The following is a 22,029-nucleotide window of genomic DNA, read 5'->3' on the forward strand; positions in this document are numbered from 1 at the left end:
GTGGATTACGTGAATGCCTCCCCGCAACTATTAACTGGGGCTGAGGGAATTATTAGGTGTTTAAAGATAGAGGAGATTACTAACGTTTTTTGTGTACCTGGAGAGAGCTATCTTCCTTTATTAAATGCCATTTACGAGTCGGATATTGACTTGTATTCAACCAGACATGAAGGGGGTGCATCCTTCATGGCAGAGGGTCATGCAAAGGCAACAGGTAAGCCTGGTGTTGTGATGGCAACGAGAGGAGTAGGGGCATCCAATTTATCAATCGGTGTGCATACAGCCTATCAGGATTCCACCCCTATGGTTGTATTCATCGGTCAAGTGGCAAGGGATGTCCGGAAGCGGGAAGGATTTCAGGAAGTAGGTCTTGAGGGGATGTTTAGCGAAACAGCGAAATGGGCGGTAGAGATTAACGACGCAAAACGGGTGCCGGAGATCGTACAGCGTGCTTTTCGAGTAGCCCAAACAGGAAGACCTGGCCCCGTTATAATCTCATTACCAGAGGATGTGCTAAAAGAATCGGCTGAGATGAGCTTTGGTCCAAAAGTAGTAAAACCGAAGCCGAAGCCAGCTGATGACGAGCTTAAAGAAATAGAGAGGGCTTTAAAGGGGGCCAAACGACCGCTTGTCATTGCTGGTGGAGGGGTGAAAAATGGTGAGGCAGAGAATCTTCTCTTATCTTTTGTCGAATATGCGAGATTACCAGTAGTGACTTCTTTTCGAAGACATGATGTATTTCCCCATCAGCATAAATTATTTATGGGACATTTGGGGCTTGGTACACACCCGGAAATCAAAAAGACGTTGCAAGAAGCCGATGTCCTCCTTGTTCTGGGATCAAGATTATCAGAAGTGACGACGCAAAATTATGTTTATCCGCAGCCTCATCAACGTCTGATACACATCGATATGGATGAAGCGATTCTTGGAAAGGTTTTTGCACCGGAAATAGCTGTTGTAGCCGATGTGAAGGAGGCCTTAAACAGTCTCCATTCTATAAAGGTGAATGGGACTTGGGAAGAGTGGGGGAATGAGCGTCGCCAAGCCTATGAACGGATTTCACAAATTAACCAATCTGGTAACCAGACGATTTATCATCAGGTATTTTCCACCCTTATAAAAAATGCACCTAAGGATGTCATCATAACTAATGATGCTGGCAATTTTGCCGGCTGGCTCCATGCTTATTACCCCTTTCAACAAAAAAATACTTATATTGGACCAACATCAGGAGCCATGGGGTATGGTATGCCTGCAGCCTTAGGGGCTAAGCTGGCCCATCCAGACCGAACCGTGATCTCACTTTCAGGAGACGGAGGATTTATGATGACCATGCAGGAGATTGAAACGGCGGTACGGTACCAAATTCCGATTATTGCATTGGTCTTTAACAATCAGATGTACGGAACCATACGCATGCATCAGGAAATCCATCATCCTGAGAGAGTGATGGGTACGTCATTAACAGATGTCAATTTTGCTGGAATAGCCAAATCAATGGGAGCTCAGGGTATAGAGGTAAAGGACGGTTTAGCGTTTCAAACAGCCTTGTCTAAGGCATTTGACTTAATGAAGCCCGTGGTCATCGATATTAAGTGTGAGCCTGAGTATATTTCGGTGGGAAAAACCATTCAGAGTATTCGTCAGCAATCATTCGATTCATAACGAATAAAAAGGAGGAGGATTTTATGACACAACCGGTAATCCAGGATGAGAAACTAAAAAATTTTATAGAAGGAATATGGAAAGCGGATGACAGTAAAACCTATCGTGACGTAATCAATCCCGCTAACGGGAAGGCGATTGCACAAGTACCTTTATCTACAAAGAAGGATGTAGACGAAGCGGTCCAAAGCGCTCGTGCTGCACAGAAAAAATGGGCATTAATCCCTGCTCCAAGGCGAGCCGAGATTTTATTTCGTGTTGGTCAGCTCATGAAAGAACGGAAGGAAAAGCTGTCGACGATTTTAACTATGGAAAATGGGAAAGTGCTTGAAGAAGCACGAGGTGAAGTCCAGGAAGGTATTGATATGGCCTTTTACATGGCAGGAGAAGGACGCCGTTTATTTGGGCATACGACACCCTCAGAATTAGGGGATAAATTCGCCATGAGTGTTCGTGCACCTGTTGGGGTTGTGGGGATTATTACTCCATGGAACTTCCCGATTGCCATTGCCACATGGAAGTCATTCCCGGCGATTGTAGCAGGAAATGCAGTTATTTGGAAGCCAGCAACCGAAACCCCTTTAATGGCGTTTGAATTAGCCAAAATTTTTGAAGAAGCAGGCTTACCAAGTGGGGTTCTCAATGTGGTCTTTGGTACAGGTTCTGAAGTAGGAGAAGCTATGGTCGATCACGATGATATACGGGTAATCTCCTTTACAGGCTCGAATGATATTGGGCGTAACATTGCCAGCAGGTGTGGCCAAAAGCTTAAGAAAGTGTCCTTAGAGATGGGCGGTAAAAATGCGGTTATTGTATTGGATGATGCAGATATAGATCTCGCTGTTGAAGGGATATTATGGAGTGCCTTTGGTACAAGTGGTCAAAGGTGTACAGCCTGCAGCCGAGTCATTGTTCATGAAAGGGTAAAACATCAATTAGAGAAACGTTTAATTGAGGAAATGGAAAATCTGACCATAGGTGATGGGCTGGATGAGTCCGTCAAGGTTGGTCCTATCATTAATGCTCAAGGGTTAGAAAAAATTAGACGGTATATTCAAATTGGTCAGAAGGAAGGGGCTAAACTTATTAAAGGAGGCTATGTGCTGGAAAGGGAGCAATATAAAGATGGTCATTACTTTGCCCCAACCTTATTTACCGATGCAGCTCTGAATATGCGGATTAGCCAGGAAGAGATTTTCGGTCCTGTTGTTTCCTTGATTCCTGTAAAAAGCTTTGAGGAAGCAATAGCAGTAAATAATCAGGTGGAATTTGGACTGTCCAGTTCAATTTTTACTCAAAATGCCAATCGTGTGTTTGCAGCCCAGCGTGACCTGGATACAGGTATTGTTTATGTGAACGCTGGTACAACAGGGGCTGAAATTCATCTTCCGTTTGGCGGAACGAAGGGAACAGGAAATGGCCATCGTGATTCAGGTGTAGCTGCCCTCGATGTCTTTACCGAGTGGAAGGCCGTTTATGTCGATTACAGCGGTAAACTGCAGCGGGCACAAATTGATACCGAATAAGCAGCTGATTCATAATAGAAATACAAAAGGAGGTCATTCTATGAAAATAGGTGTACTAGGGGCTGGATTAATGGGCAAGGAGGCTGCCAGGGACCTCGTTCATAGTGCCGGTGTTGATTATGTGGGTCTTGCAGATGTCGATCAGGAGCGTGCTACTCAGGTTTGTGAGCAATTACAATCTAAAAAACTACAATCCTATCAGGTAGATGCCAGTAATCAGGAAGAATTAAAAGCTTTTATGAGAAGATTTGATGTCATTATTAACGCCTTGTTTTACAGCTTTAATGAGGTTGTTGCTAAAACAGCTATTGAGGTTGGTGTTCATAGTGTGGATCTAGGTGGTCACATTGGCCATATAACCGACCAGGTGCTTCGCTTAAAGGAGGATGCACAAGCAGCAGGTGTGACGATTATTCCGGATTTAGGCGTGGCCCCTGGTATGATTAATATTCTGTCAGGTCACGGAGTCAGCAAGCTTGATGAACCTGAATCCATTCGCATATTTGTGGGCGGTATTCCGGTTCGTCCAGAGCCACCCCTTGAATATAATCATGTATTTTCCATGGAAGGATTAATGGATCATTATACAGATAAAGCGCTAATTATTCGTCAGGGACAGATGCAGGAAGTGCCTGCTTTAAGCGAGAGAGAACGAATACACTTTGATAAATTTGGACCATTAGAGGCGTTCCATACATCTGGAGGGACCTCAACATTGCCTCAATCCTATCCACACCTGGATACGTTGGAATATAAAACGATAAGATACCCTGGTCACGCTGAAAAATTCAAGCTCCTTGTTGATTTAAATTTAACGAGAAATGACTATGATGTTGATATAAACGGGAAAAAGTTCCATCCAAGAGAGGTGTTGTTAAAAGTACTTGATCCGATTGTCGATTTAAAAGATAAGGATGATGCTGTTCTTCTACGGGTTATAGTTGGTGGTCAGAAGGATGGAAAACAAGTGCTTTATCAATATGAAATGACAACGTTTAAAGACCGGGCCAATCAAGTCACTGCTATGGCGAGAGCTACGGCCAATACGATTTCAGTAGTAGCACAAATGATTGGCAGTCGGACCATTACGAAAAGAGGAGTCTATCCACCGGAAAAAATAGTACCTGGACACATATACATGGAAGAAATGGCGAAGCGGAATGTGAATATTCATGAGACGGTAAGACCAAACCCCTCCAAAGTAGAAAAAAACCACTAATGAAAAAGGAATTTGTAATCCGTTCACGAAACCTTACTAAGATAAAGTAAAACTTTAAGTAGTGGGAAGGTTAATCCTTGCTCGACTTAACATGAAGTGCAGTGATAACCGTCCTTTTATCCATTCATCATCCAATGGGTTAGTCTTACGGACGTTTAAGCTGGGAGGAATTACACACTTGTAAAACGAGGTGAAGGTACGTGAACACGTTTTTCGTAGCGGGCCACGCTAAACTCCCAAGTGGAATGGCAGCTCAAAATATGTATGAAACACTTACAATTACAGCAGAGGTTGACAAAAAATACGGCGTGATTGTAGAGGCTGGTTGTACATTAGCGACTGAACACGGGAGGGAGTTTGTCCAAAGACTTTTAAAGGGTTATAGTTTAAGGGACGGTATTAAAAGCCCTGTTGAAGAAGTGAAAAAGCACTACTTAGGAAAAGCGGGAAATGCGGTTGCTTCAGCATTGAAGGATTTGGCAAAACAGTACACGCAATCGGTGCAAAGTAAATAAAAATAAAAAGGGGGTGCCAGAATGTTGAACCACTGGCACCCTGTTTTTCAGAATTTCTTTTTTCATTGGCTCTGTTAACCATAGGAGTTGATTTCCGCTCCAGTGCGCTCGCTTTTTCGCGAGTGGTCTGGAGGGCTCCTTGGCATATGCCTGCGGGGTCTCCCGTATACTCCTCTTCGCGCAGGAGTCTCGCGTGCACTTCCGCTCCAACCAAATCTGGTAGAAAATAAAATAATAGGTATTAACAGCCTTTCAATTAAATGGATGAAGCAATATACTTATGTTCCACAAACTCTTCAATTCCGTAATGTCCACCTTCTTTACCAATTCCTGACTGTTTAATACCTCCAAACGGTGCTTCAGCCCGGGCCGGGAAAACCTCATTAATTCCGACAATACCGTATTCAAGCTTTTCGGATACACGTACAGAACGACGGTAATTTTCTGTAAAGATATAAGCTGCCAATCCATAGTCTGTATCATTTGCCCAGTTCATAGCTGTTTTTTCATCATCAAAAGGCTGCAGAGGAATAATAGGACCAAAGGTTTCTTCATTCATAACCTTCATATCACCGCTCACATTTCCTAATACGGTAGGGGGATAAAAGTAACCCTGTAAATCATTTTTTTGTTTTTCTCCTTCGAACAGTACTTCGGCCCCTTTAGAGGTTGCATCCTTTAGATGATCCTCTGCCTTTTCTATTGCTTGTTGATTAATTAGCGGCCCCATCGTAGTACCGTCGTCTAATCCATTTCCAAGTTTTAGCTCTTTGACTTTTTCCGTTAATTTTTCATTAAATGCTTCCCAGATGGACGATTGAACATAAACACGGTTGGCACAGATACATGTTTGCCCGCTGTTACGGAACTTGCTTCCTAATGTAAGCTCAGCGGCTACATCTAAGTCAGCATCGTCAAACACTAAGATTGGCGCGTGCCCGCCAAGTTCAAGCGAAACCTTTTTGACATGCTCTGCACTTTCTTTCATTAAGTATTTTCCAACTTTGGTTGATCCGGTAAAAGTAATCATACGTACATCTTTATTTGATAAAAATTCCCGTCCAATTTCCTCAGCATTTCCCGTAACGAGGTTGACAACCCCTTTTGGTATGCCGGCTTTTTCCAGTATCTTAATGATTTCAATCGCAGATAAAGGTGTTTCCGGTGCTGGTTTAAGTACAACAGTACAGCCTGCAGCTAATGCAGGACCGATTTTTCTCGTAATCATGGATGATGGAAAATTCCACGGGGTAATCGCTCCTACGACTCCTATGGGTTGTGGTATTACAAGCAGTCTGTTGCGGGTATTGGAGGAAGGGATCCATTCCCCATAAAGTCGATTGGCCTCCTCCGCATACCATCTGAGAAAGCTTGCAGCCCCTTTTACTTCACCTTTTGCTTCTTTTAATGGCTTTCCTTGCTCCATCGTTAAAATGGTTCCTAGCCGGTCAACATCCTCCAGCATATATTCAGATGCTTTGTACAGAATGTTTGAACGTTTGCGTGGTGAAAGCTCAGACCATTCAGGAAAGGCCATTTTGGCAGCTTTCACTGCTTCTATCGTTTCTTTTTGTCCTCCATAAGAAACCTCTGTAATAGCTTCCAGTGTAGCTGGGTTATACACGGCTTCGGTCTGATTTGAATAAGCACTGCACCACTTTCCATCAACAAAAATACTTTGGATAGACGAATCATAACGTACCATTAGAATCTCTCCCTTAATCATCAGAATTCGGATCCCAGGCAGGTAACATCTTATTAAGCGGTTTATCCTTCCTATAACCTAATACATATTCTGCCTGCATAATGGTATGAATCTCGCGTGTCCCTTCATAGATTACGGGTGCCTTCGAATTCCGCAAGTGTCGTTCAACAGGATACTCATTTGAATAACCGTAAGCTCCATGAATCTGTACCGCATCATCTGCAGATTGGTTAGCTATATCACACGCTTGCCATTTGGCTAAAGAAGTCTCACGTGTATTTCGCTTTCCCTGGTTTTTAAGCTCTCCTGCTCTATATACGAGTAAGCGGCTCATTTGCAGGCCAGCTTCCATTTTGGCAATCATTTGCTGAACAAGCTGATGCTTCGCAATTTCTTTTCCAAAGGTTTTACGTTCATGACAATACTTAACACTGGCTTCCAGGCATGCCATCGTTAATCCACAGGCACCGGCAGCAACGGTGAACCGCCCATTATCAAGGGCTGACATGGCAATTTTAAATCCTTCACCTTCTTCGCCGAGCAGGTTTTCTTTTGGAACTCTTACCTCATCAAAGAAAATTTCCCCCGTATTTCCGGCCCGTATCCCATGTTTACCTTTAATAGCCTTTGAAGAAAAACCGGGCATAGATCTTTCAACAATAAATGCGGAAATGCCGTGATGTTTTTGGTCTTTATCTGTATAGGCGAATACGAGGAAGTGATCGGCGACATCACAAAGAGAAATCCATGTTTTCTGACCGGATAAAATGTAGTCATCTCCATCTCTGGTTGCAGTGGTTTGCATAGCGGCTACATCAGATCCCGCACCAGGTTCGGTGAGTCCAAAAGCTCCTATTTTTTCCCCTTTAGCTTGTGGTAAAAGATATTTTTGCTTTTGTTCCTCTGTGCCCCACTGAAGAAGGGTCATACTATTAAGACCAGTATGAACGGAAACAGCTGTACGGAAGGCAGTATCGCCTCGTTCAAGCTCCTCACACACAATGGCAAGCGAATTATAGTCCATTCCGCTTCCGCCATATTTTCTCGGAATACATACACCCATTAAGCCCAGTTCGCCAAGTCTCTGATTGATTCCTTCATCATATTTCCCTTCTTCATCCCACTTTTGAATGTAGGGCATAATTTCTTTATCAACAAAATGACGAACGGTTTCTCTTAGCAGCTTTTGCTCTTCACTAAATTCAAAGTTCATTATTCATCTACTCCTTTATATCCATTGATTGTTTTTATAGCTTTGTATTTCGGATTCTGATAATCCGAGAGATTGTAAGATTTCTTCGTTATGCTCACCCGCCTCAGGTGGGTGTTTTTTAACTCTAGGTGGAGTTCTTGATAGATGGAGTGGACTTCCCAGAATATCCATTTCACCTGCTATTGGATGTTGAATGGATTGAAAAAAGTGTCTTGCTTCTAATTGTGGATCCTTTCTTATCTCATCCATGTTTTGGATGGGACCAACAGGAATATTGTGTTCATGGCATTGTTCCTGCCAATAAGAAGTAGTCTCTTTCTCAAACGCCTCCTGCAAAATAGCTGTGAGCTCCTCGCGATTCTGCACTCGATCTGGATTCGTCCTGAACTTCGGCTGTTGTGCGAGAGAAGATTGATGAATAATATTGCATAAGGCCTGAAATTGCCGGTCATTGCCAACTGCTATGACCATTTCTCCATCTTTGGTGCGAAAGGTCTGATAGGGTACAATATTCGCATGGTGGTTGCCCAGTCTTTCAGGAATCTTGCCGGACATTAAATAGTTGCTGGCTATATTCACCAGTGAACTGACAGCAGATTCATATAATGACAGGTCAATCTTTTGCCCTTTTCCGGATTGTTTTCTTTCAAGTAACGCTGATTCAATCCCGATACAGGCATACAACCCGGTTAAAACGTCAGTCATCGCAACCCCGACTTTTTGTGGTCCTGATTCTTTAGTTCCTGTAATACTCATCAGTCCGCTCATGGCTTGAATGATAAAGTCATAGCCTGGATAACTTTTATAAGGTCCAGTTTCCCCAAAGCTCGTGATAGAACAATAAATAATACCTGGATTGATCTTGCTTAAATCTTCATAGCTTAGCCCAAGCCGCTCCATGGTTCCTGTTTTAAAATTTTGTATGACCACGTCACTGTTTTGAACAAGCTTTTGGATGATTTCTTTTCCTTTAATAGATTTAAGGTCAATGGTGACGCTTTTTTTATTGCGATTGGCGCACAAATAGTATGCACTCACCTCATTTTTAAAAGGTGGGCCCCACTTTCTCGTCTCATCACTTCCACCAGGAGCTTCCACTTTAATGACCTCAGCTCCCAGATCTCCTAAAATCATCGAGCAAAAGGGACCAGCCAAAACCCTGGAAAAATCTAAAACACGAATACCTTGCAAAGCTTCAATTTTGTCATCCCTCCTTATGAAAACTGTCCCCATAGGCTTGAATCGACTTTATTGGTTCACTAAAAAATGCCAGCACAATCCACTAAAATTGATAAGGATTGTAACTGGCATATAATCTGTTTGGCCAATTCTGGCGTAGATTTGGGAACAGACTGAACAGTTTGATATTGATTTTATTTTCACAAAAAATGTACAGGTTATGTACTTGCGAAGAGAACTTTGGCGTAAAGTTTTGGCAAGTTTTTAACCTACTTGCATTTTATAATATTCCGAAAAATTTGTAAACACTAATTTTGAAACGCTTTCATTTATTGATGGAAAACATTTTAGCATTTTTCTGCATTTTTTACTGAATTTCTCTTTACAATTAATCGGTGAAATGTATAATAATAAATTATAATGAATAAATATACAAACAAAACAGACAAGGGGATGGAAGCCGTGAAAAAAATCGTCGCACTTATAATAGGTATATCTTTAATTCTATTAGCAGCCTGCGGAGGAGAGGATACATCTTCAAGCGGAGAAGAACTAAAAGAGCTCACCATCGCGACTGATGCAGCGTTTGCACCATTTGAATTTATGAATAAAGGGGAAGTCACAGGGTTTGATGTTGATTTTGCTACAGCAGTTCTTGAAGAGGCAGGTTATCAGGCAAGCTTTGACAATGTTGGCTGGGAAACCATGCTACAAAATGTTGTGAATCATAAAGCAGACTTAGCTGTAGCGGGCATAACGATAACGGATGAACGTAAGGAAACCTATGATTTTTCCGATCCATATTTTGAATCTACTCAATTAATCCTGGTTCCGGAAGATTCAAATATTAGCAGTGTTAAAGATTTAGAAGATAAAAATGTAGGTGTACAAATTTCTACTACTGGGGCAGAAGCAGCTGAGAAAATCTTTGGTACAAATTCCGATCAGATTCACCAATTTGATCAGGTGCCACTTGCGATTATGTCTATGGAACAGGGTGATGTTGATGCAGTTATTGTAGACAATGCGGTAGCGCAGGAATATATCAAGAATAATCCCGATGCTAAGATTAAAACAGTAGAAGACAAAGAGGCTTTTGACTCTGAGTATTACGGGTTTATGTTTCCTAAAGACAATGAATTAACCGAAGAGATCAATCAGGCAATAGAAACTGTCATCGAAAACGGAACATATGCAGAAATTTATGAAAAATGGTTCGGACAAACACCTGATACAAGCGTTTTAAACTGATTTGGGACTTCCCGCACATGCTTTAAAGCGCTAAGGAGCATCAAGGAGGAGCTTAACATGGACATAAGATGGGATATCATCAAGGAGTATTTGCCTTTTTTCCTTGATGGGACATTACTGACAATCGCAATTTCATTAGCCGGGATTTTCTTAGGAGTTCTAATCGGTTTATTTATAGCATTAGGAAGAATGGCCCCAAACAAGCTCATTCGATTTCCGTTTCTGACCTATATCAACTGTTTACGAGGGACACCTGTATTAGTTCAGCTGTTTATTTTCCACTTCGCTGTAATGCCTGCAGTTTATCCTGATGGTACAGCAGTGGCCTCAGCCATTGTAACCCTAAGTCTGAATTCATCTGCTTATGTAGCTGAAATCTTTAGAGCCGGTATTCAGTCGATTGATAAGGGGCAGATGGAAGCATCCAGGTCACTAGGGATGTCAAAGGTTCAGACGATGAGGCATGTTATATTGCCTCAGGCGGTACGTCGTATGATTCCACCACTTGGCAATGAATTCATTACGCTCATCAAAGAATCATCATTGGCATCTGTCATTGCAGCCAAAGAGCTAATGTACTGGGGTGATGCAGCAGTTGGCGAGCATTATGTGGTGTGGGAGCCATACATTACGGTAGCCATCATTTATTTAATCATCGTTTTAGGCCTGTCTTATGTCCTGCAGGTAGTAGAGAGAAAATGGGTTCAAATATAATGATAGATATTTTAAAAAGTCTCAGGGAAAATCTAAGGGGTCCGGGCTCTTCAGTTAAAGGAAGAGTGCCGGGCTTTTTTTGGTGATTTCTGTGGTTAGCTAAAAAGGTTTTCAAGCTTTTACATAAAGAATACTGGAAGTCTTAGCAGCCAGTAGTAAGGAATGCACCTTCTATCCTAATCATGTTATAATAACAATCACATTTACATAAAGGAGGCGAAGGCATGCCTGTCCCTGATCGGAAAGTTTTACAGAAGATGCTAAATGAAGTTCAGCAAGCAATGGATAACGCTCATGATCCAAGTAAAATGAAAGAACACATAAAATCCGTTCGTTTACTAACGGATTTGTTTATAGATGAGGAAACAACAACAAGTGAAACAGAGGTTATGCTAAAACTCACTCAGGAGCAAAATCATAAGCGTTCATCGCATCAGGTTTATAATCCCGGAACATCATCACCATCATCTCCAGGGCATCAGAGAGAATCAATTGATCATGATGATGCGAACGGGGACTCGATATTTGATTTTTAAAATAAGCAAATAAACAAGCAAGGGGAGGATAAGATATGAAACTATTTCTCGTTTTAGGCGCATTAAATGGTTTTCTTGCTGTTGCTCTAGGTGCATTTGGAGCTCATGGACTGGAAGGAAGATTGAGCGAAAAAATGCTTAGTACATGGGATAAAGCTGTTACCTATCAAATGTTTCATACGATGGCATTATTCGTAACAGCTCTGGTTGCAATGAAAGTGAATCAAGGACCACTACAAAGTGCAGGCTGGTTTTTCTTTATTGGTATTCTTTTATTTTCCGGCAGTTTATATATTTACTCTACAACAAGTGTAAAACTATTTGCCATGATTACACCTCTTGGAGGCGTTTCGTTCTTAATTGGATGGATCCTTTTAGGTTACGCTATGATCAAATATCTGTAAGTATTTTTAAAAGTAAAAGAGAGTCGTTAAGAGAAAAATTAACAAAGCACGGATTAGCTGCTGGTAAAAATCAGCTTGTTCATTTCGAATATGGTGCCCCAAACCATCAAAAATAAAGCTTAGAGAAAGAGAGTAAAAAGCAAGTAAGTATAATAGCTGTATTTGTTGCCAGACAGCAACTACTGCAAGCAAAATACAGGCTAATAAGGTCATATACTGATATTGAAAATACTTTTCAGATTTATGTTTCATCCTGGACTTCCTTTCGAACAAGAACTATATTTTGCTCTTTCCTAAAAATATAAAGCAAAATCCCTTGTCGTAATCATGCCAAGACAAGGGATTTTTATGACGGTTCCTTGTTTAAATGCTCAATTAACCAAATGGATACTGGTAATTTAATTCTTCATCAAACGTGACATAATCCAGATAAATCATTAGGAGGAGGTAACGTCTTCCTGTTTCTGGATCGCTTAACACAATGTGATCACGTCCTGCTGCTTCCAGAATGCCTTTAAATACTTTTGCATTCCACTGTTCATTATTCTCAAAGGTCATGTAAACAGTCGCCATTTTCCCTCTGTTTAAACGCAAAATATTTTCAATGTAGGATTCTTCTTCACCCGGAACCCCATTTCCGACTCCTCCAGCCATAGGACCTCCCGATGGTGGCATTTGACCCATTTGTCCCATCTGACCTTGCACCATGCCAGGCATTCCACCTTGCATCATACCTGGCATTCCGCCTTGCATACCAGGACCCATTCCTTCAGGCATACCTCCTTGTGGCATACCACCTTGAAAACCAGGACCTTGAGGTGGCTGCTGACCCCCCTGGAATGGTGCGCTTGGGGATGGATAAAATGGCGCTTGCTGCTGTGGCACCTGACCTTGCTGACCTTGACTACCGTCTGGGGACATACCATAAGATGGTTGTTCTTCCGCCATTATGATGGACACTCCTTTCTAAAATATGTTTGGACATTCAGATTGTGTTGGAGCAAAGTAACAATGAGATTTATATCTACCTGTATTCCACTGCCCAAACCATTGTGCAGGACAGCTTCCTTCAGGTCGAAAAAACCATAATGAATTGGTTGCAGGATGCTCTCTGCGACCTCGTAATACTTTTAGCGCTAAATTAAGATCTTTATCCCTTGCTCTTTGATAAAAATAACTCCTTTGTGTTGCTTCAAATCCTCCTGGTGATTGAAAGACCATGCTTTCGATGTCACGAATATCGGTAAAATCGAGGCAGTCGGCACGTACCCGATTGACCCCTGTATTTCCTACCATGAGCATTCCCAGTTGGCCATCACCCTCGGCTTCAGCACGCATGAGTCGGGCTAATAGTTTCTGGCCCTTTGCAGTAAAAGGAATAACTGCCAAATCCCTCACCTCACTTAATCTGTGGTTCAGCCAGCAGGGGTTCCTCTTAGACAAATATCCTACTAGACATTACACCTCAGTCTATGTAATAAAATGGGTGAAAGTTACAGGAATTGCTCATTTTTCTTTTGGCTGTTTTCTAAAATATGGTTGTTTTTAATTAATTTTTTGATGGGAGAAAACACAAGCCGTTGTAATACACATAGATTCCGGCAGGAGACGTGAGACAGGTGAGCCCCACAGCGCAGCGAGGAGGCTCACTGCTCACTAGCGGAAAGCGTAGTGTATTTAAACTGCGGCAGGGAAAAGCAACAGAAAATGTGAAAACAGCCTTTCTTTTTAAATATATATGCTGCTTTTGATGGGATATGTGTGAAGTTTTAAGGGGGATTAACAGAAATCTGCGCGCAAAAAATCCCTTGCCAGCATTCGAAACTGACAAGGGATTGCTTTTGGCTAATCTTTTATGATTTTAAACTTCAAGTAAAGGCACGATATCTTCATAGGTTTTACGCTTTCCAATATAGAAGGAGCCAAACTCTGCAAAGCGTGCACTTACTTCATCGAAACGCATTTCATAAACAAGCTTCTTAAATTGAAGTACGTCTTTTGCAAATAATGTTACGCCCCATTCCCAGTCATCAAAGCCAATCGACCCTGTAATAATCTGGCGGACTTTCCCTGCATATTTACGTCCTGTCATGCCATGCTCATACATAAGCTTGCCTCTCTCTTCCATGGACAGGCTGTACCAATTATCATTGACCTCACGGCGCTTGTCCATTGGATAGAAGCATACATACTCCCAATTCTTAGGGAGAATAGGTTTCAATCGGGACTGGATAGCTGGGTCTGTTTCTGGATCCTTATCTTTCGCCATATAAGTGGATAATTCAACAACAGATACATAGGAGTAGGTTGGATTAGTAAATTCAGCAAATTTCGTTTTATTGAATTCAATCTCTAATTCATTTAATTCATCCATTGTAGGTCTCACGTGCATAAATAATAAATCAGCTTTTTGACCTACGATGGAATAAACCCCGTAGCTGCCATTTTTGTTGCTGTCTATTTCATCCCATTTGGCGTATAAGTTTTTCAATTCCTCTAAAGCTTCTTCACGAATATTGGAAGGTGCCTTCTTCCACTCAGCCCAGTTAATGGTGCGGAAATCATGAAGACAATACCATCCATCTAAGGTTTCTACTGCTTCAGCCATATTTCATCGCTCCTTTAAACGTACAAGTTTTCTTTTCGAGTATACTATATCATAACTTTAATGCTTAAATGGAAACAAAAAGCTCGTAAAATCGACAATTATGTTGCAATTTTGCTTATAAGGATAAAGGAGTTTTGGAAAGGGAAAAGTAGTGTGAGCCATTCTATGATTTTCAATAATACAGGTAGTGGTGTACAATATATAACAGGTTATGATTTAGGAGGGTAAACTATGAGTGGATTATTTACAGGTTTAAAAGAAAAGTTACATAATAGAGATGTAAAAATCGTTCTTCCGGAAGCATCTGATGAGCGTATTGTAGAAGCAGCAAGCAAACTTTCTAAAGAGGACTCCGTAACCCCTGTACTAATCGGTGATGAAGAAGAAGTGAAACAGAAGGCAACGCAATTAGGAGTTCAAGTTGATCAATGTCAAATCATGAATCCAAATACCTATGACCGATTTGATGATATGGTTCAGGCATTTGTAGATAGAAGAAAAGGGAAAGCTACAGAAGAGGAAGCCAGAAAGATTCTTAAAGACGAAAATTACTTTGGCACGATGCTTGTTTATATGAATGAAGCTAATGGACTTGTAAGTGGAGCGGCTCATTCTACAGCTGATACAGTGCGACCTGCACTCCAAATTATAAAAACAAAACCAGGCGTGAAGAAAACCTCTGGTGTATTTATCATGGTTCGTGATGAAGAGAAGTATGTGTTTGCAGATTGTGCCATAAACATTGCACCAAATAGTGAAGATTTAGCTGAAATTGCAGTAGAGAGTGCTGAAACTGCACATCTGTTTGACATTGATCCACGTGTAGCCATGTTAAGCTTTTCAACGAAAGGATCCGCAAAATCTGAAGAAACGGAAAAAGTAGAACAGGCTATTGACATTGCCAAAGAAAAGAACAGGGAGCTTGTTATTGATGGGGAATTCCAATTTGATGCGGCCTTTGTACCATCAGTTGCTCAAAAAAAAGCTCCAGATTCACCCATACAGGGCGATGCAAATACGTTTATTTTCCCTAGCCTGGAAGCAGGAAACATTGGATATAAGATTGCCCAAAGGTTAGGCAACTTTGATGCAGTTGGTCCTATTCTTCAGGGCTTAAACCAGCCCGTGAATGACCTTTCTAGAGGGTGTTCTGCTGATGATGTGTATAAGCTTTCCATCATTACAGCTGCTCAGTCCCTAGCATAATAAAAAAGTCAGGTGCAGTCAGATTTCGACAGGCACCTGTTTTTTTATGTCTAAAAGTTTCGTTCTTCACCAAAGAACGTATATTTCCTTCCGCTATCCTCATTTTTATGCAAAAAGCGACAATCTTTATAAAGTTAATCTTTATCACAAAACCTTTTCATTCCTTGTTTCCATTTGTTTCATTCGTTTTGTATACCATTCTAATTCTTTTCCCTGTAAAGGCTGAGTTATGATGGAGGATGAAATTTCGTTTAATGTATATAAAATTTTATTTCGGACATCCGACACCTTTAACGGTTTTTTTAATAGCTCGCTTAAGGATGCCATCGTTTCAGGCTGTATCGCTGGATATTCATAGCTTACCTGTTCATTTTCCAGGGACTTGGTATAGAACTCTTTCACAAGTTCAGCCCGTTCAGCTCCTGAGCCTTCAATACACATATAAATTTGTACAGCAGTTCCATTTTTTACGCGACGCTGGGAAATACCTGCAAATTTCCTTCCATTTACGCTAATATCATACTCTCCGGGACAATAAGAGCCCTTTACTTCATACACATCAAAGGCTTCTTCTTCCTCAGAAAACAAATATTCAATGAAGGATACCATCGCCTTATATCCCTCATGGATGCCTAACTTTTTCCCATCAGGAAAAATAAAGGTTAAATTGAGAACTCCCTGATCTAAAACAACGGCCAGTCCGCCTGAATTCCGAATAACAACATGATATCCAGCCTTTTGCAGGTACGAAATCCCTTTGTTTAAATGTGGTAAACGGCTGTCTGGAATGCCTAATACAACTGTGCGGTCATGAACCCACAGCCGTGCTGTAAGTGGAGATAATTCACTGCTAATGGATAGACAAAGTGCATCATCTGTTGCAAAGGATTGCATGGCGGAAGTATTTATATTTAACGATTGATCAATAAATCGAATTTTGTCGAAATGTAACAATGGATGAAGATTATACATGAAGCTTCTCCTTTACTAATCATAAGCTTTATTAATCTTGCTTATTATAGCATATTTGCTTATGTATTTGGTCTTGCCACGACTTCTGATCAGGTTGTGAGATGTCATCTACTATAGGCCTCCGTAAGTGGTGAATTCTGTTTGAACAGTCGCCTCCCGCTTTTCTGGATTTTTCGACATTCATGAATAAACCTTTTAAAAGTCAAGAGGTGTATTTTTTCGACATCTTTTATATAATAGAAAAAGTTAAACGTCATTTTACTTAATAGATAGTGAAAGACATCGGTTGAGGTATTTTGCGCAAAATACGTGTTTTGAAGAAGGGTTGGAATAAATGGAATATCGAAACGAGCAGTTAGCTGAAGAGAAGGTGTTCAAAGATCCTGTTCATCGTTATGTCCATGTGCGGGATAAGGTGATTTGGGATTTAATTGGAACTCCGGAGTTTCAAAGATTAAGAAGAATTAAGCAGCTGGGAACGTCTTTTTATACCTTTCACGGTGCAGAGCATAGCCGTTTTAATCACTCTCTTGGAGTATATGAAATTGTTAGACGGATTTTAGAAAACTTTAAGGAACACCCCGATTGGAATGAAGAGGAGCGTCTATTATGTTTAACAGCAGGTCTGTTGCATGATTTAGGACATGGGCCCTTTTCCCATTCGTTTGAAAAGGTATTTGATTTAGATCATGAGGACTTCACCCGGGAGATTATCCTGGGAGATACTAATGTGAACAACATTTTAAAACGTGTTCATCCTGATTTTCCCCAGGATGTAGCAGATGTAATCGGAAAAACGTATTCGAACAAGCTTGTGGTCAGCCTCATTTCCAGTCAGATTGATGCTGATCGAATGGATTATCTTCAACGCGACGCCTACTTTACAGGCGTTAGCTATGGCCATTTTGATATGGAACGCATACTCAGGGTTATGAGACCAATGGAAGATCAGGTAGTCATTAAGGCTACCGGAATGCATGCGGTTGAGGATTACATTATGAGTCGTTATCAAATGTATTGGCAGGTCTATTTTCACCCTGTAACGAGAAGCTCTGAAGTGATACTGACAAAGATTTTACATCGTGCCCGTTATTTATATAAAAACAATTATTCCTTTAAGCTTCCTCCTTTACATTTTGAAACCTTTTTTGAAGGGAAGCCAACTTTAGAAGATTATTTAAAATTAGATGAATCGATCGTGTTATATTATTTTCAAATTTGGAAAGAGGAAGATGATGAAATTTTAAGTGATTTATGCAATCGATTTGTTAATCGACATCTGTTTAAGTATATAGAATTCAACCCTAATCACCAATTAGAACAATGGATGGAGCTGCATAAGCTCTTTACAGAAGCTGGTATTAATCCTGATTATTATTTAGAAGTAGATTCCTCATCTGATTTACCCTATGATTTTTATCGCCCGGGAGAGGATGAAGAACGCCTGCCCATCCATTTACTTATGCAAAATGATGAGTTAAAGGAACTTTCCAGGCAATCGGAAATTGTCGAGGCAATTTCAGGGAAAAAGCGCACAGATCATAAATTATATTACCCTTCAGATTTTATTGAGGGATTAGCAGATAAAAGTCGAGTTAAAAAGCGAATTTTAGAGATTTTAGAAGGATAGGAGTTGACGTTTGTGTTACAGGATCATGCAAAGTTAGTTTCGTTTTTTTCTGAATGTCATGAACTCATCGGAAGAAAGAGACTGCAAAAGATGATTTATATCTTAAAAAAGTGTCATTTTCCATTTTCCGAACGTTATCAGTTTCACTTCTATGGACCTTATTCAGAAGAACTGACCTTACGCGTTCAGGAGCTGATTAATCTAGGGTTTTTAGAAGAAGAAAAAGAGAAAAAGAGTGGCTATTATCAATATCGTTATTCCATTACAGATGAAGGACAAAAGTTTTTGACCCACTACAATATAGAAATGCCTAACATGGATCAGTGGATAGAAAAAATGAAAGGGATGAGCTCAAGATTTTTGGAGCTTATTGCTACAATGCTGTATTTTGACAATCGCCCAAAGGAAGAGATTGAAGAAAAGGTTTTGTCCGTTAAAAAGAAACAAAATTATACACGTGAGGAACTTGAAAGAGCTTGGGCATTTATTGAGGAAATGAATGTGAAGCATTAGGTTTTATGGAAAGCATCATTCACCCGATGGGAGGTGGATGATGCTTTTTTTGGCTTAAGACTTTTTCATTAATGATTTATAAAATATTTACATTATTCATACTATTTTGTATGATTTCTTTATGAGGTAAACAAAAAACGATTAGGAATAGAGGAAAAGCTATGAATATTTTAAAAACAGTAGTTTATTACATATTAGGGATATTTGGCATTCTGTGTATTAGTGTGATGCCGAAGAGATTTATGGAGGCTCAGCTTCCGGAAACAGGTGGTATTTTTCATATTGGAGAATATGTTAAGACGCTATGGCATTTTATAATCGAGTTTTCCAACCCTGAGTCCTGGGTCTATATGTATGGCCGCCCGCCTAAACCATTTCCTTTACTTGAGACCATCTGGGAGCCTTTTGTTTATTCTATGCAAATTGTGATTGGGGCTTTATTTGCAGGCTTTTTCCTGGCTTTGCTGTTGGCCCTCTTCGCCAATTTCCTGCCGAAGCCGATATTACACCCGCTTAAGCGATTACTGGAATTTCTTGAATCTATTCCTGACCTTGTGGTTGCTATTCTACTACAAATGCTTGTTATCTGGATATATCAAGCTACAGATATAAGGCTATTTAATGTAGCTACTTACATGGATCAAAAGGTGTACGCTGGACCAATAATTACCCTCGCCATATTACCTATGGTCACCCTGTTTAAATTTTTGCTTCACTTGATGGAGGAGGAGCGTTTAAGAGATTATGTCGTATTTGCTAAAAGTAAGGGGATGAAAGAAAGGGTCATTGTTCTCCATCATATTTTAAAGAATATTGCCCCAAGTGCTTTTCATCATTCAAAAGTCATCGTTTGGGGTACACTATCCAGTTTGTTTATCATTGAACGAATCTTTAATATAAATGGGATTACGTTTTATATGACAGAAAGCCTACAGCCTATGGTAATAGCAATCTCTCTTATTCTCTTATTCACACCATTTTTTCTGTTCTTTCAGGGAATCGATTTCTGGTTGAGAGATGAGGGGATATATGGACAAACTATGGTAAAAAAGGACTCCGGAAACCGTAAGCGAATCCAGCCTATTAGAAGTCTGGTTCATGGACTAAAACAAATAGGGCAGAGCATTTTGCAAATTCGTAAACCATGGAATGTAATCCTGAAGCCTTTAAAATTGTTTTTTACACATATGAAAAATCCTAAATTTGCCATAGGTTGTTTATTTTTTGTGGTGACGATTACGTGTAGTGTTCTTTATTCCGTTGTCACGGATGATCATATCGATCAAACAAGACTCTATTTTGCAGAGGATGGGGTGACATTGATAAGTGCTCCGCCCCATTCACCTCCAGAACCCTACTTAATGGGGACAGATGCATTAGGATTTAGTATTTTTGATCAATTGGTCGTCGGAGCGAAGTATACGTTGTTTTTTGCTTTGCTCATTGCACTTTTAAGAGTTGGAACAGGATTTTTCATTGGAATTTTCTACGCTTTCACATTAAATACCAGGGGACAAAAATGGATTGAAAAAATCGTAGACTCGATTCATTTTCTTCCGTTAAGTGTCATCGCCTATATTCTGCTTGAACCAATCCTGATGGAATCAAGTACGGGCTTTCAATATTCATTTTCAGAACGAATGCTATTAGAGATAGTGATTTTAACTATATTAGTGGTTCCACTAACCGCTGTCTTATCAGGAAAAGAAATGAAGGGCGTTTTACAACAGGAGTTTATTGTGAGTGCAAAAGTATTAGGCGGGAGTAAGTTTCATATATTGAAAAAGCATATTCTTCCTCATATTGGACCGAGATTAACGATTTTATTTGGACAACAATTTATACAAGTCCTCCTCATTTTTATGCATCTAGGTGTGTTTGATTTTTACTTTGGCGGAACCAACATAAGCTTTGAGCGGATTCCTGACCCGCCACAATCCATTACGTATGAATGGTCCGGACTACTAGGAGCTGCAAAGGAATCCCTGTCAGGTGGACAATATTGGTTAATTATCTTTACATTATTTGCTTTTATGCTCGCCATTTTTGCTATGCAGTTAATGATTCAGGGGGTTAAAGAGGTTCAGCAGGTCAAGGTAGGTGTCATCTTTAAAAGGAAGAAGAAAAGGGTTCGAAATGAAAGGAAAGACATATCCGGACGAAAGGATGTGCAAAAATTACAAGCTCATGACTTTCATTTGGTCAGGCGGTATGATGATTTTAACTAATCTGAATCGATACAGGTGGGATTAACCTTGTAAAGGGAAGCTTTATCATGTGTTGCTGCCTTGATATATGTTAAAATAAGGCTGTGTTAAAGCATATTGTTGATTTTCTGCCAAGTTGATGGAGCTAAAATGCGCGTAGACTCCTGCTGGAAGAGCTTATATGGGAGATTCCGCAGGCGTATGCTGAGGATGCACTGGAGCCGCCCGTGGAAAGCGAGCGCACTGGAGAAGAAATCAACACCTATATTTAACAGTGCCTAAAATAAAAGACAAACTTTTCCTTAGTTAATGGAAGGAGGTTTATATCGTGTCAAACGAGAAAGAGCCAAAAAAAACACAACAATTTACGATTATGAAAGACGATCCAATCGATGGACACCCTGGTTATAGTGGTGGGGGAGCGATTAGTCTTGAAAATATGTCTCCGATTATTGTGGATCCAAATGAAGGAGAAGCCTTTGTAGATATGGGTGCCATGCATGCGAGAAGTGCTGTGGAAAAGCGTATTAAGTTTTTATCCGACCGAAATGAGGTTCCTAATGGGAAGCTTTATTGGATTGCATGGACGACAGTCGAACGTAATGAAAACGGCGCACATTATTATGGATTGGCAGCAAGTGAATTAGTTGTAGATCGTGAAATCCGAAGAGGCTATAAGCTGCTTCCGGAGCATGTGAACCATATGGATAAATCCCTTAAGGGGCGTATAGTAATCGACCATATGGATGACAAATCCAAGCAAATTTTAGGCTCCTTTTTACGCGAGTTTAACCCGGAAATGTGGGAAAATTCTAGCGATGAGCTAAAGAATGCTTTTGTTGGAAACGTTGATCAATAATAACAAAGTTTTATCATTATAAAAGAAAAATTTGAAATAATTGTGAACGTTTTATGAACATCTTGTGATTTAGATGGGAAGTTTGTAAAATAAGAGCACATGGG

At 40.4% G+C, this 22,029-nt stretch carries 21 protein-coding genes; 13 read left to right on the forward strand and 8 right to left on the reverse strand.

The window, feature by feature from the left end; translation table 11 throughout:
- The 4 genes from BMX63_RS06050 to BMX63_RS06065 all read left to right on the forward strand — a co-directional run bounded on the left by BMX63_RS06050 (nucleotide 1) and on the right by BMX63_RS06065 (nucleotide 4,928).
- A complete protein-coding gene (locus tag BMX63_RS06050; protein WP_425441458.1) occupies nucleotides 1-1,668 on the forward strand; it encodes a thiamine pyrophosphate-dependent enzyme in 1,668 nt (555 codons plus the stop codon).
- A 23-nt stretch (nucleotides 1,669-1,691) separates the two neighbouring features.
- Nucleotides 1,692-3,194, forward strand: coding sequence for an aldehyde dehydrogenase family protein (locus BMX63_RS06055; RefSeq protein ID WP_093132992.1), 1,503 nt, complete (start codon nucleotides 1,692-1,694; stop codon nucleotides 3,192-3,194).
- Between the two features lie 40 nt (nucleotides 3,195-3,234).
- Nucleotides 3,235-4,413 carry a saccharopine dehydrogenase family protein gene (locus tag BMX63_RS06060; protein ID WP_093132994.1) on the forward strand — a complete coding sequence of 393 codons (1,179 nt, stop codon included), beginning with the start codon at nucleotides 3,235-3,237 and terminating at the stop codon, nucleotides 4,411-4,413.
- 200 nt (nucleotides 4,414-4,613) lie between these two features.
- Entirely contained in the window at nucleotides 4,614-4,928 is a 315-nt protein-coding gene (locus tag BMX63_RS06065) for a DUF3870 domain-containing protein (RefSeq protein WP_093132996.1), read from the forward strand.
- A gap of 256 nt (nucleotides 4,929-5,184) precedes the next feature.
- Here BMX63_RS06065 and BMX63_RS06070 read toward each other — a convergent pair whose 3' ends face one another.
- Genes BMX63_RS06070 through BMX63_RS06080 form a run of 3 tightly spaced genes read right to left on the reverse strand, consistent with a single transcriptional unit; the run spans nucleotide 5,185 to nucleotide 9,079 of the window.
- Nucleotides 5,185-6,633 carry an NAD-dependent succinate-semialdehyde dehydrogenase gene (locus BMX63_RS06070; RefSeq protein WP_093132998.1) on the reverse strand — a complete coding sequence of 483 codons (1,449 nt, stop codon included), beginning with the start codon at nucleotides 6,631-6,633 and terminating at the stop codon, nucleotides 5,185-5,187.
- Nucleotides 6,634-6,646: 13 nt separating this feature from the next.
- Nucleotides 6,647-7,846 (reverse strand): acyl-CoA dehydrogenase family protein, encoded by a 1,200-nt coding sequence (locus BMX63_RS06075; RefSeq protein WP_093133000.1) that lies wholly within the window; start codon nucleotides 7,844-7,846, stop codon nucleotides 6,647-6,649.
- 15 nt (nucleotides 7,847-7,861) lie between these two features.
- Nucleotides 7,862-9,079: a CaiB/BaiF CoA transferase family protein gene (locus BMX63_RS06080; protein WP_093133002.1), complete on the reverse strand. Its 1,218-nt coding sequence runs from the start codon at nucleotides 9,077-9,079 to the stop codon at nucleotides 7,862-7,864.
- Between the two features lie 366 nt (nucleotides 9,080-9,445).
- On the opposite strand from BMX63_RS06080, the gene BMX63_RS06085 reads away from it, so the two are divergent.
- From BMX63_RS06085 to BMX63_RS06100, 4 genes are all read left to right on the forward strand, one after another.
- Complete coding sequence (locus BMX63_RS06085) at nucleotides 9,446-10,276, forward strand: basic amino acid ABC transporter substrate-binding protein (RefSeq protein WP_245732737.1); 831 nt, start codon at nucleotides 9,446-9,448, stop codon at nucleotides 10,274-10,276.
- A gap of 57 nt (nucleotides 10,277-10,333) precedes the next feature.
- A complete protein-coding gene (locus BMX63_RS06090; protein WP_093133006.1) occupies nucleotides 10,334-10,990 on the forward strand; it encodes an amino acid ABC transporter permease in 657 nt (218 codons plus the stop codon).
- A gap of 224 nt (nucleotides 10,991-11,214) precedes the next feature.
- The gene (locus tag BMX63_RS06095; RefSeq protein WP_093133008.1) at nucleotides 11,215-11,526 is read left to right on the forward strand and encodes a YwdI family protein; all 312 of its coding nucleotides are present in this window, start codon (nucleotides 11,215-11,217) and stop codon (nucleotides 11,524-11,526) included.
- Between the two features lie 35 nt (nucleotides 11,527-11,561).
- Nucleotides 11,562-11,930 (forward strand): DUF423 domain-containing protein, encoded by a 369-nt coding sequence (locus BMX63_RS06100; protein WP_093133010.1) that lies wholly within the window; start codon nucleotides 11,562-11,564, stop codon nucleotides 11,928-11,930.
- A gap of 6 nt (nucleotides 11,931-11,936) precedes the next feature.
- Here BMX63_RS06100 and BMX63_RS06105 read toward each other — a convergent pair whose 3' ends face one another.
- From BMX63_RS06105 to hemQ, 4 genes are all read right to left on the reverse strand, one after another.
- The gene (locus BMX63_RS06105) at nucleotides 11,937-12,182 is read right to left on the reverse strand and encodes a hypothetical protein (protein WP_093133012.1); all 246 of its coding nucleotides are present in this window, start codon (nucleotides 12,180-12,182) and stop codon (nucleotides 11,937-11,939) included.
- A gap of 123 nt (nucleotides 12,183-12,305) precedes the next feature.
- On the reverse strand, nucleotides 12,306-12,851 hold the full coding sequence (gene gerQ, locus BMX63_RS06110) for a spore coat protein GerQ (protein WP_177167217.1): 546 nt from the start codon (nucleotides 12,849-12,851) through the stop codon (nucleotides 12,306-12,308).
- A 45-nt stretch (nucleotides 12,852-12,896) separates the two neighbouring features.
- Entirely contained in the window at nucleotides 12,897-13,319 is a 423-nt protein-coding gene (locus BMX63_RS06115; RefSeq protein ID WP_093133014.1) for a cell wall hydrolase, read from the reverse strand.
- Nucleotides 13,320-13,791: 472 nt separating this feature from the next.
- Nucleotides 13,792-14,538 (reverse strand): hydrogen peroxide-dependent heme synthase, encoded by a 747-nt coding sequence (gene hemQ / locus BMX63_RS06120; protein WP_093133016.1) that lies wholly within the window; start codon nucleotides 14,536-14,538, stop codon nucleotides 13,792-13,794.
- 231 nt (nucleotides 14,539-14,769) lie between these two features.
- Here hemQ and pta point away from each other — a divergent pair, with 231 nt between their 5' ends.
- Entirely contained in the window at nucleotides 14,770-15,744 is a 975-nt protein-coding gene (gene pta, locus BMX63_RS06125; RefSeq protein WP_093133018.1) for a phosphate acetyltransferase, read from the forward strand.
- 144 nt (nucleotides 15,745-15,888) lie between these two features.
- Here the strand turns inward: pta and BMX63_RS06130 are convergent, their stop codons facing one another.
- Nucleotides 15,889-16,716, reverse strand: coding sequence for a lipoate--protein ligase family protein (locus BMX63_RS06130; protein WP_093133020.1), 828 nt, complete (start codon nucleotides 16,714-16,716; stop codon nucleotides 15,889-15,891).
- Nucleotides 16,717-17,050: 334 nt separating this feature from the next.
- Here BMX63_RS06130 and BMX63_RS06135 point away from each other — a divergent pair, with 334 nt between their 5' ends.
- The 4 genes from BMX63_RS06135 to BMX63_RS06150 all read left to right on the forward strand — a co-directional run bounded on the left by BMX63_RS06135 (nucleotide 17,051) and on the right by BMX63_RS06150 (nucleotide 21,925).
- Complete coding sequence (locus BMX63_RS06135; protein ID WP_093133022.1) at nucleotides 17,051-18,346, forward strand: HD domain-containing protein; 1,296 nt, start codon at nucleotides 17,051-17,053, stop codon at nucleotides 18,344-18,346.
- A gap of 12 nt (nucleotides 18,347-18,358) precedes the next feature.
- On the forward strand, nucleotides 18,359-18,859 hold the full coding sequence (locus BMX63_RS06140; RefSeq protein ID WP_093133024.1) for a YwgA family protein: 501 nt from the start codon (nucleotides 18,359-18,361) through the stop codon (nucleotides 18,857-18,859).
- A gap of 161 nt (nucleotides 18,860-19,020) precedes the next feature.
- Nucleotides 19,021-21,087, forward strand: a complete 2,067-nt coding sequence (locus tag BMX63_RS06145) for an ABC transporter permease subunit (protein ID WP_093133026.1) — start codon at nucleotides 19,021-19,023, stop codon at nucleotides 21,085-21,087.
- Between the two features lie 307 nt (nucleotides 21,088-21,394).
- The gene (locus tag BMX63_RS06150) at nucleotides 21,395-21,925 is read left to right on the forward strand and encodes a YwhD family protein (protein WP_281242726.1); all 531 of its coding nucleotides are present in this window, start codon (nucleotides 21,395-21,397) and stop codon (nucleotides 21,923-21,925) included.
- Nucleotides 21,926-22,029: the final 104 nt, after the last annotated feature.

Source organism: Salinibacillus kushneri, assembly GCF_900111405.1.
Taxonomy (GTDB): domain Bacteria; phylum Bacillota; class Bacilli; order Bacillales; family Alkalibacillaceae; genus Salinibacillus; species Salinibacillus kushneri.

What these genes read in the sequence shown, in the direction of transcription:
- BMX63_RS06105 (WP_093133012.1), bottom strand. Translation starts at nt 12,182, where the DNA reads ATGAAACATAAATCTGAAAAGTATTTTCAATATCAGTATATGACCTTA.
- BMX63_RS06055 (WP_093132992.1), top strand. Translation starts at nt 1,692, where the DNA reads ATGACACAACCGGTAATCCAGGATGAGAAACTAAAAAATTTTATAGAA.
- BMX63_RS06130 (WP_093133020.1), bottom strand. Translation starts at nt 16,716, where the DNA reads ATGTATAATCTTCATCCATTGTTACATTTCGACAAAATTCGATTTATT.
- BMX63_RS06090 (WP_093133006.1), top strand. Translation starts at nt 10,334, where the DNA reads ATGGACATAAGATGGGATATCATCAAGGAGTATTTGCCTTTTTTCCTT.
- BMX63_RS06060 (WP_093132994.1), top strand. Translation starts at nt 3,235, where the DNA reads ATGAAAATAGGTGTACTAGGGGCTGGATTAATGGGCAAGGAGGCTGCC.
- BMX63_RS06085 (WP_245732737.1), top strand. Translation starts at nt 9,446, where the DNA reads ATGAATAAATATACAAACAAAACAGACAAGGGGATGGAAGCCGTGAAA.
- BMX63_RS06145 (WP_093133026.1), top strand. Translation starts at nt 19,021, where the DNA reads ATGAATATTTTAAAAACAGTAGTTTATTACATATTAGGGATATTTGGC.
- BMX63_RS06100 (WP_093133010.1), top strand. Translation starts at nt 11,562, where the DNA reads ATGAAACTATTTCTCGTTTTAGGCGCATTAAATGGTTTTCTTGCTGTT.
- BMX63_RS06080 (WP_093133002.1), bottom strand. Translation starts at nt 9,079, where the DNA reads ATGGGGACAGTTTTCATAAGGAGGGATGACAAAATTGAAGCTTTGCAA.
- pta (WP_093133018.1), top strand. Translation starts at nt 14,770, where the DNA reads ATGAGTGGATTATTTACAGGTTTAAAAGAAAAGTTACATAATAGAGAT.
- BMX63_RS06135 (WP_093133022.1), top strand. Translation starts at nt 17,051, where the DNA reads ATGGAATATCGAAACGAGCAGTTAGCTGAAGAGAAGGTGTTCAAAGAT.
- BMX63_RS06075 (WP_093133000.1), bottom strand. Translation starts at nt 7,846, where the DNA reads ATGAACTTTGAATTTAGTGAAGAGCAAAAGCTGCTAAGAGAAACCGTT.
- BMX63_RS06070 (WP_093132998.1), bottom strand. Translation starts at nt 6,633, where the DNA reads ATGGTACGTTATGATTCGTCTATCCAAAGTATTTTTGTTGATGGAAAG.
- gerQ (WP_177167217.1), bottom strand. Translation starts at nt 12,851, where the DNA reads ATGTCCCCAGACGGTAGTCAAGGTCAGCAAGGTCAGGTGCCACAGCAG.
- hemQ (WP_093133016.1), bottom strand. Translation starts at nt 14,538, where the DNA reads ATGGCTGAAGCAGTAGAAACCTTAGATGGATGGTATTGTCTTCATGAT.
- BMX63_RS06095 (WP_093133008.1), top strand. Translation starts at nt 11,215, where the DNA reads ATGCCTGTCCCTGATCGGAAAGTTTTACAGAAGATGCTAAATGAAGTT.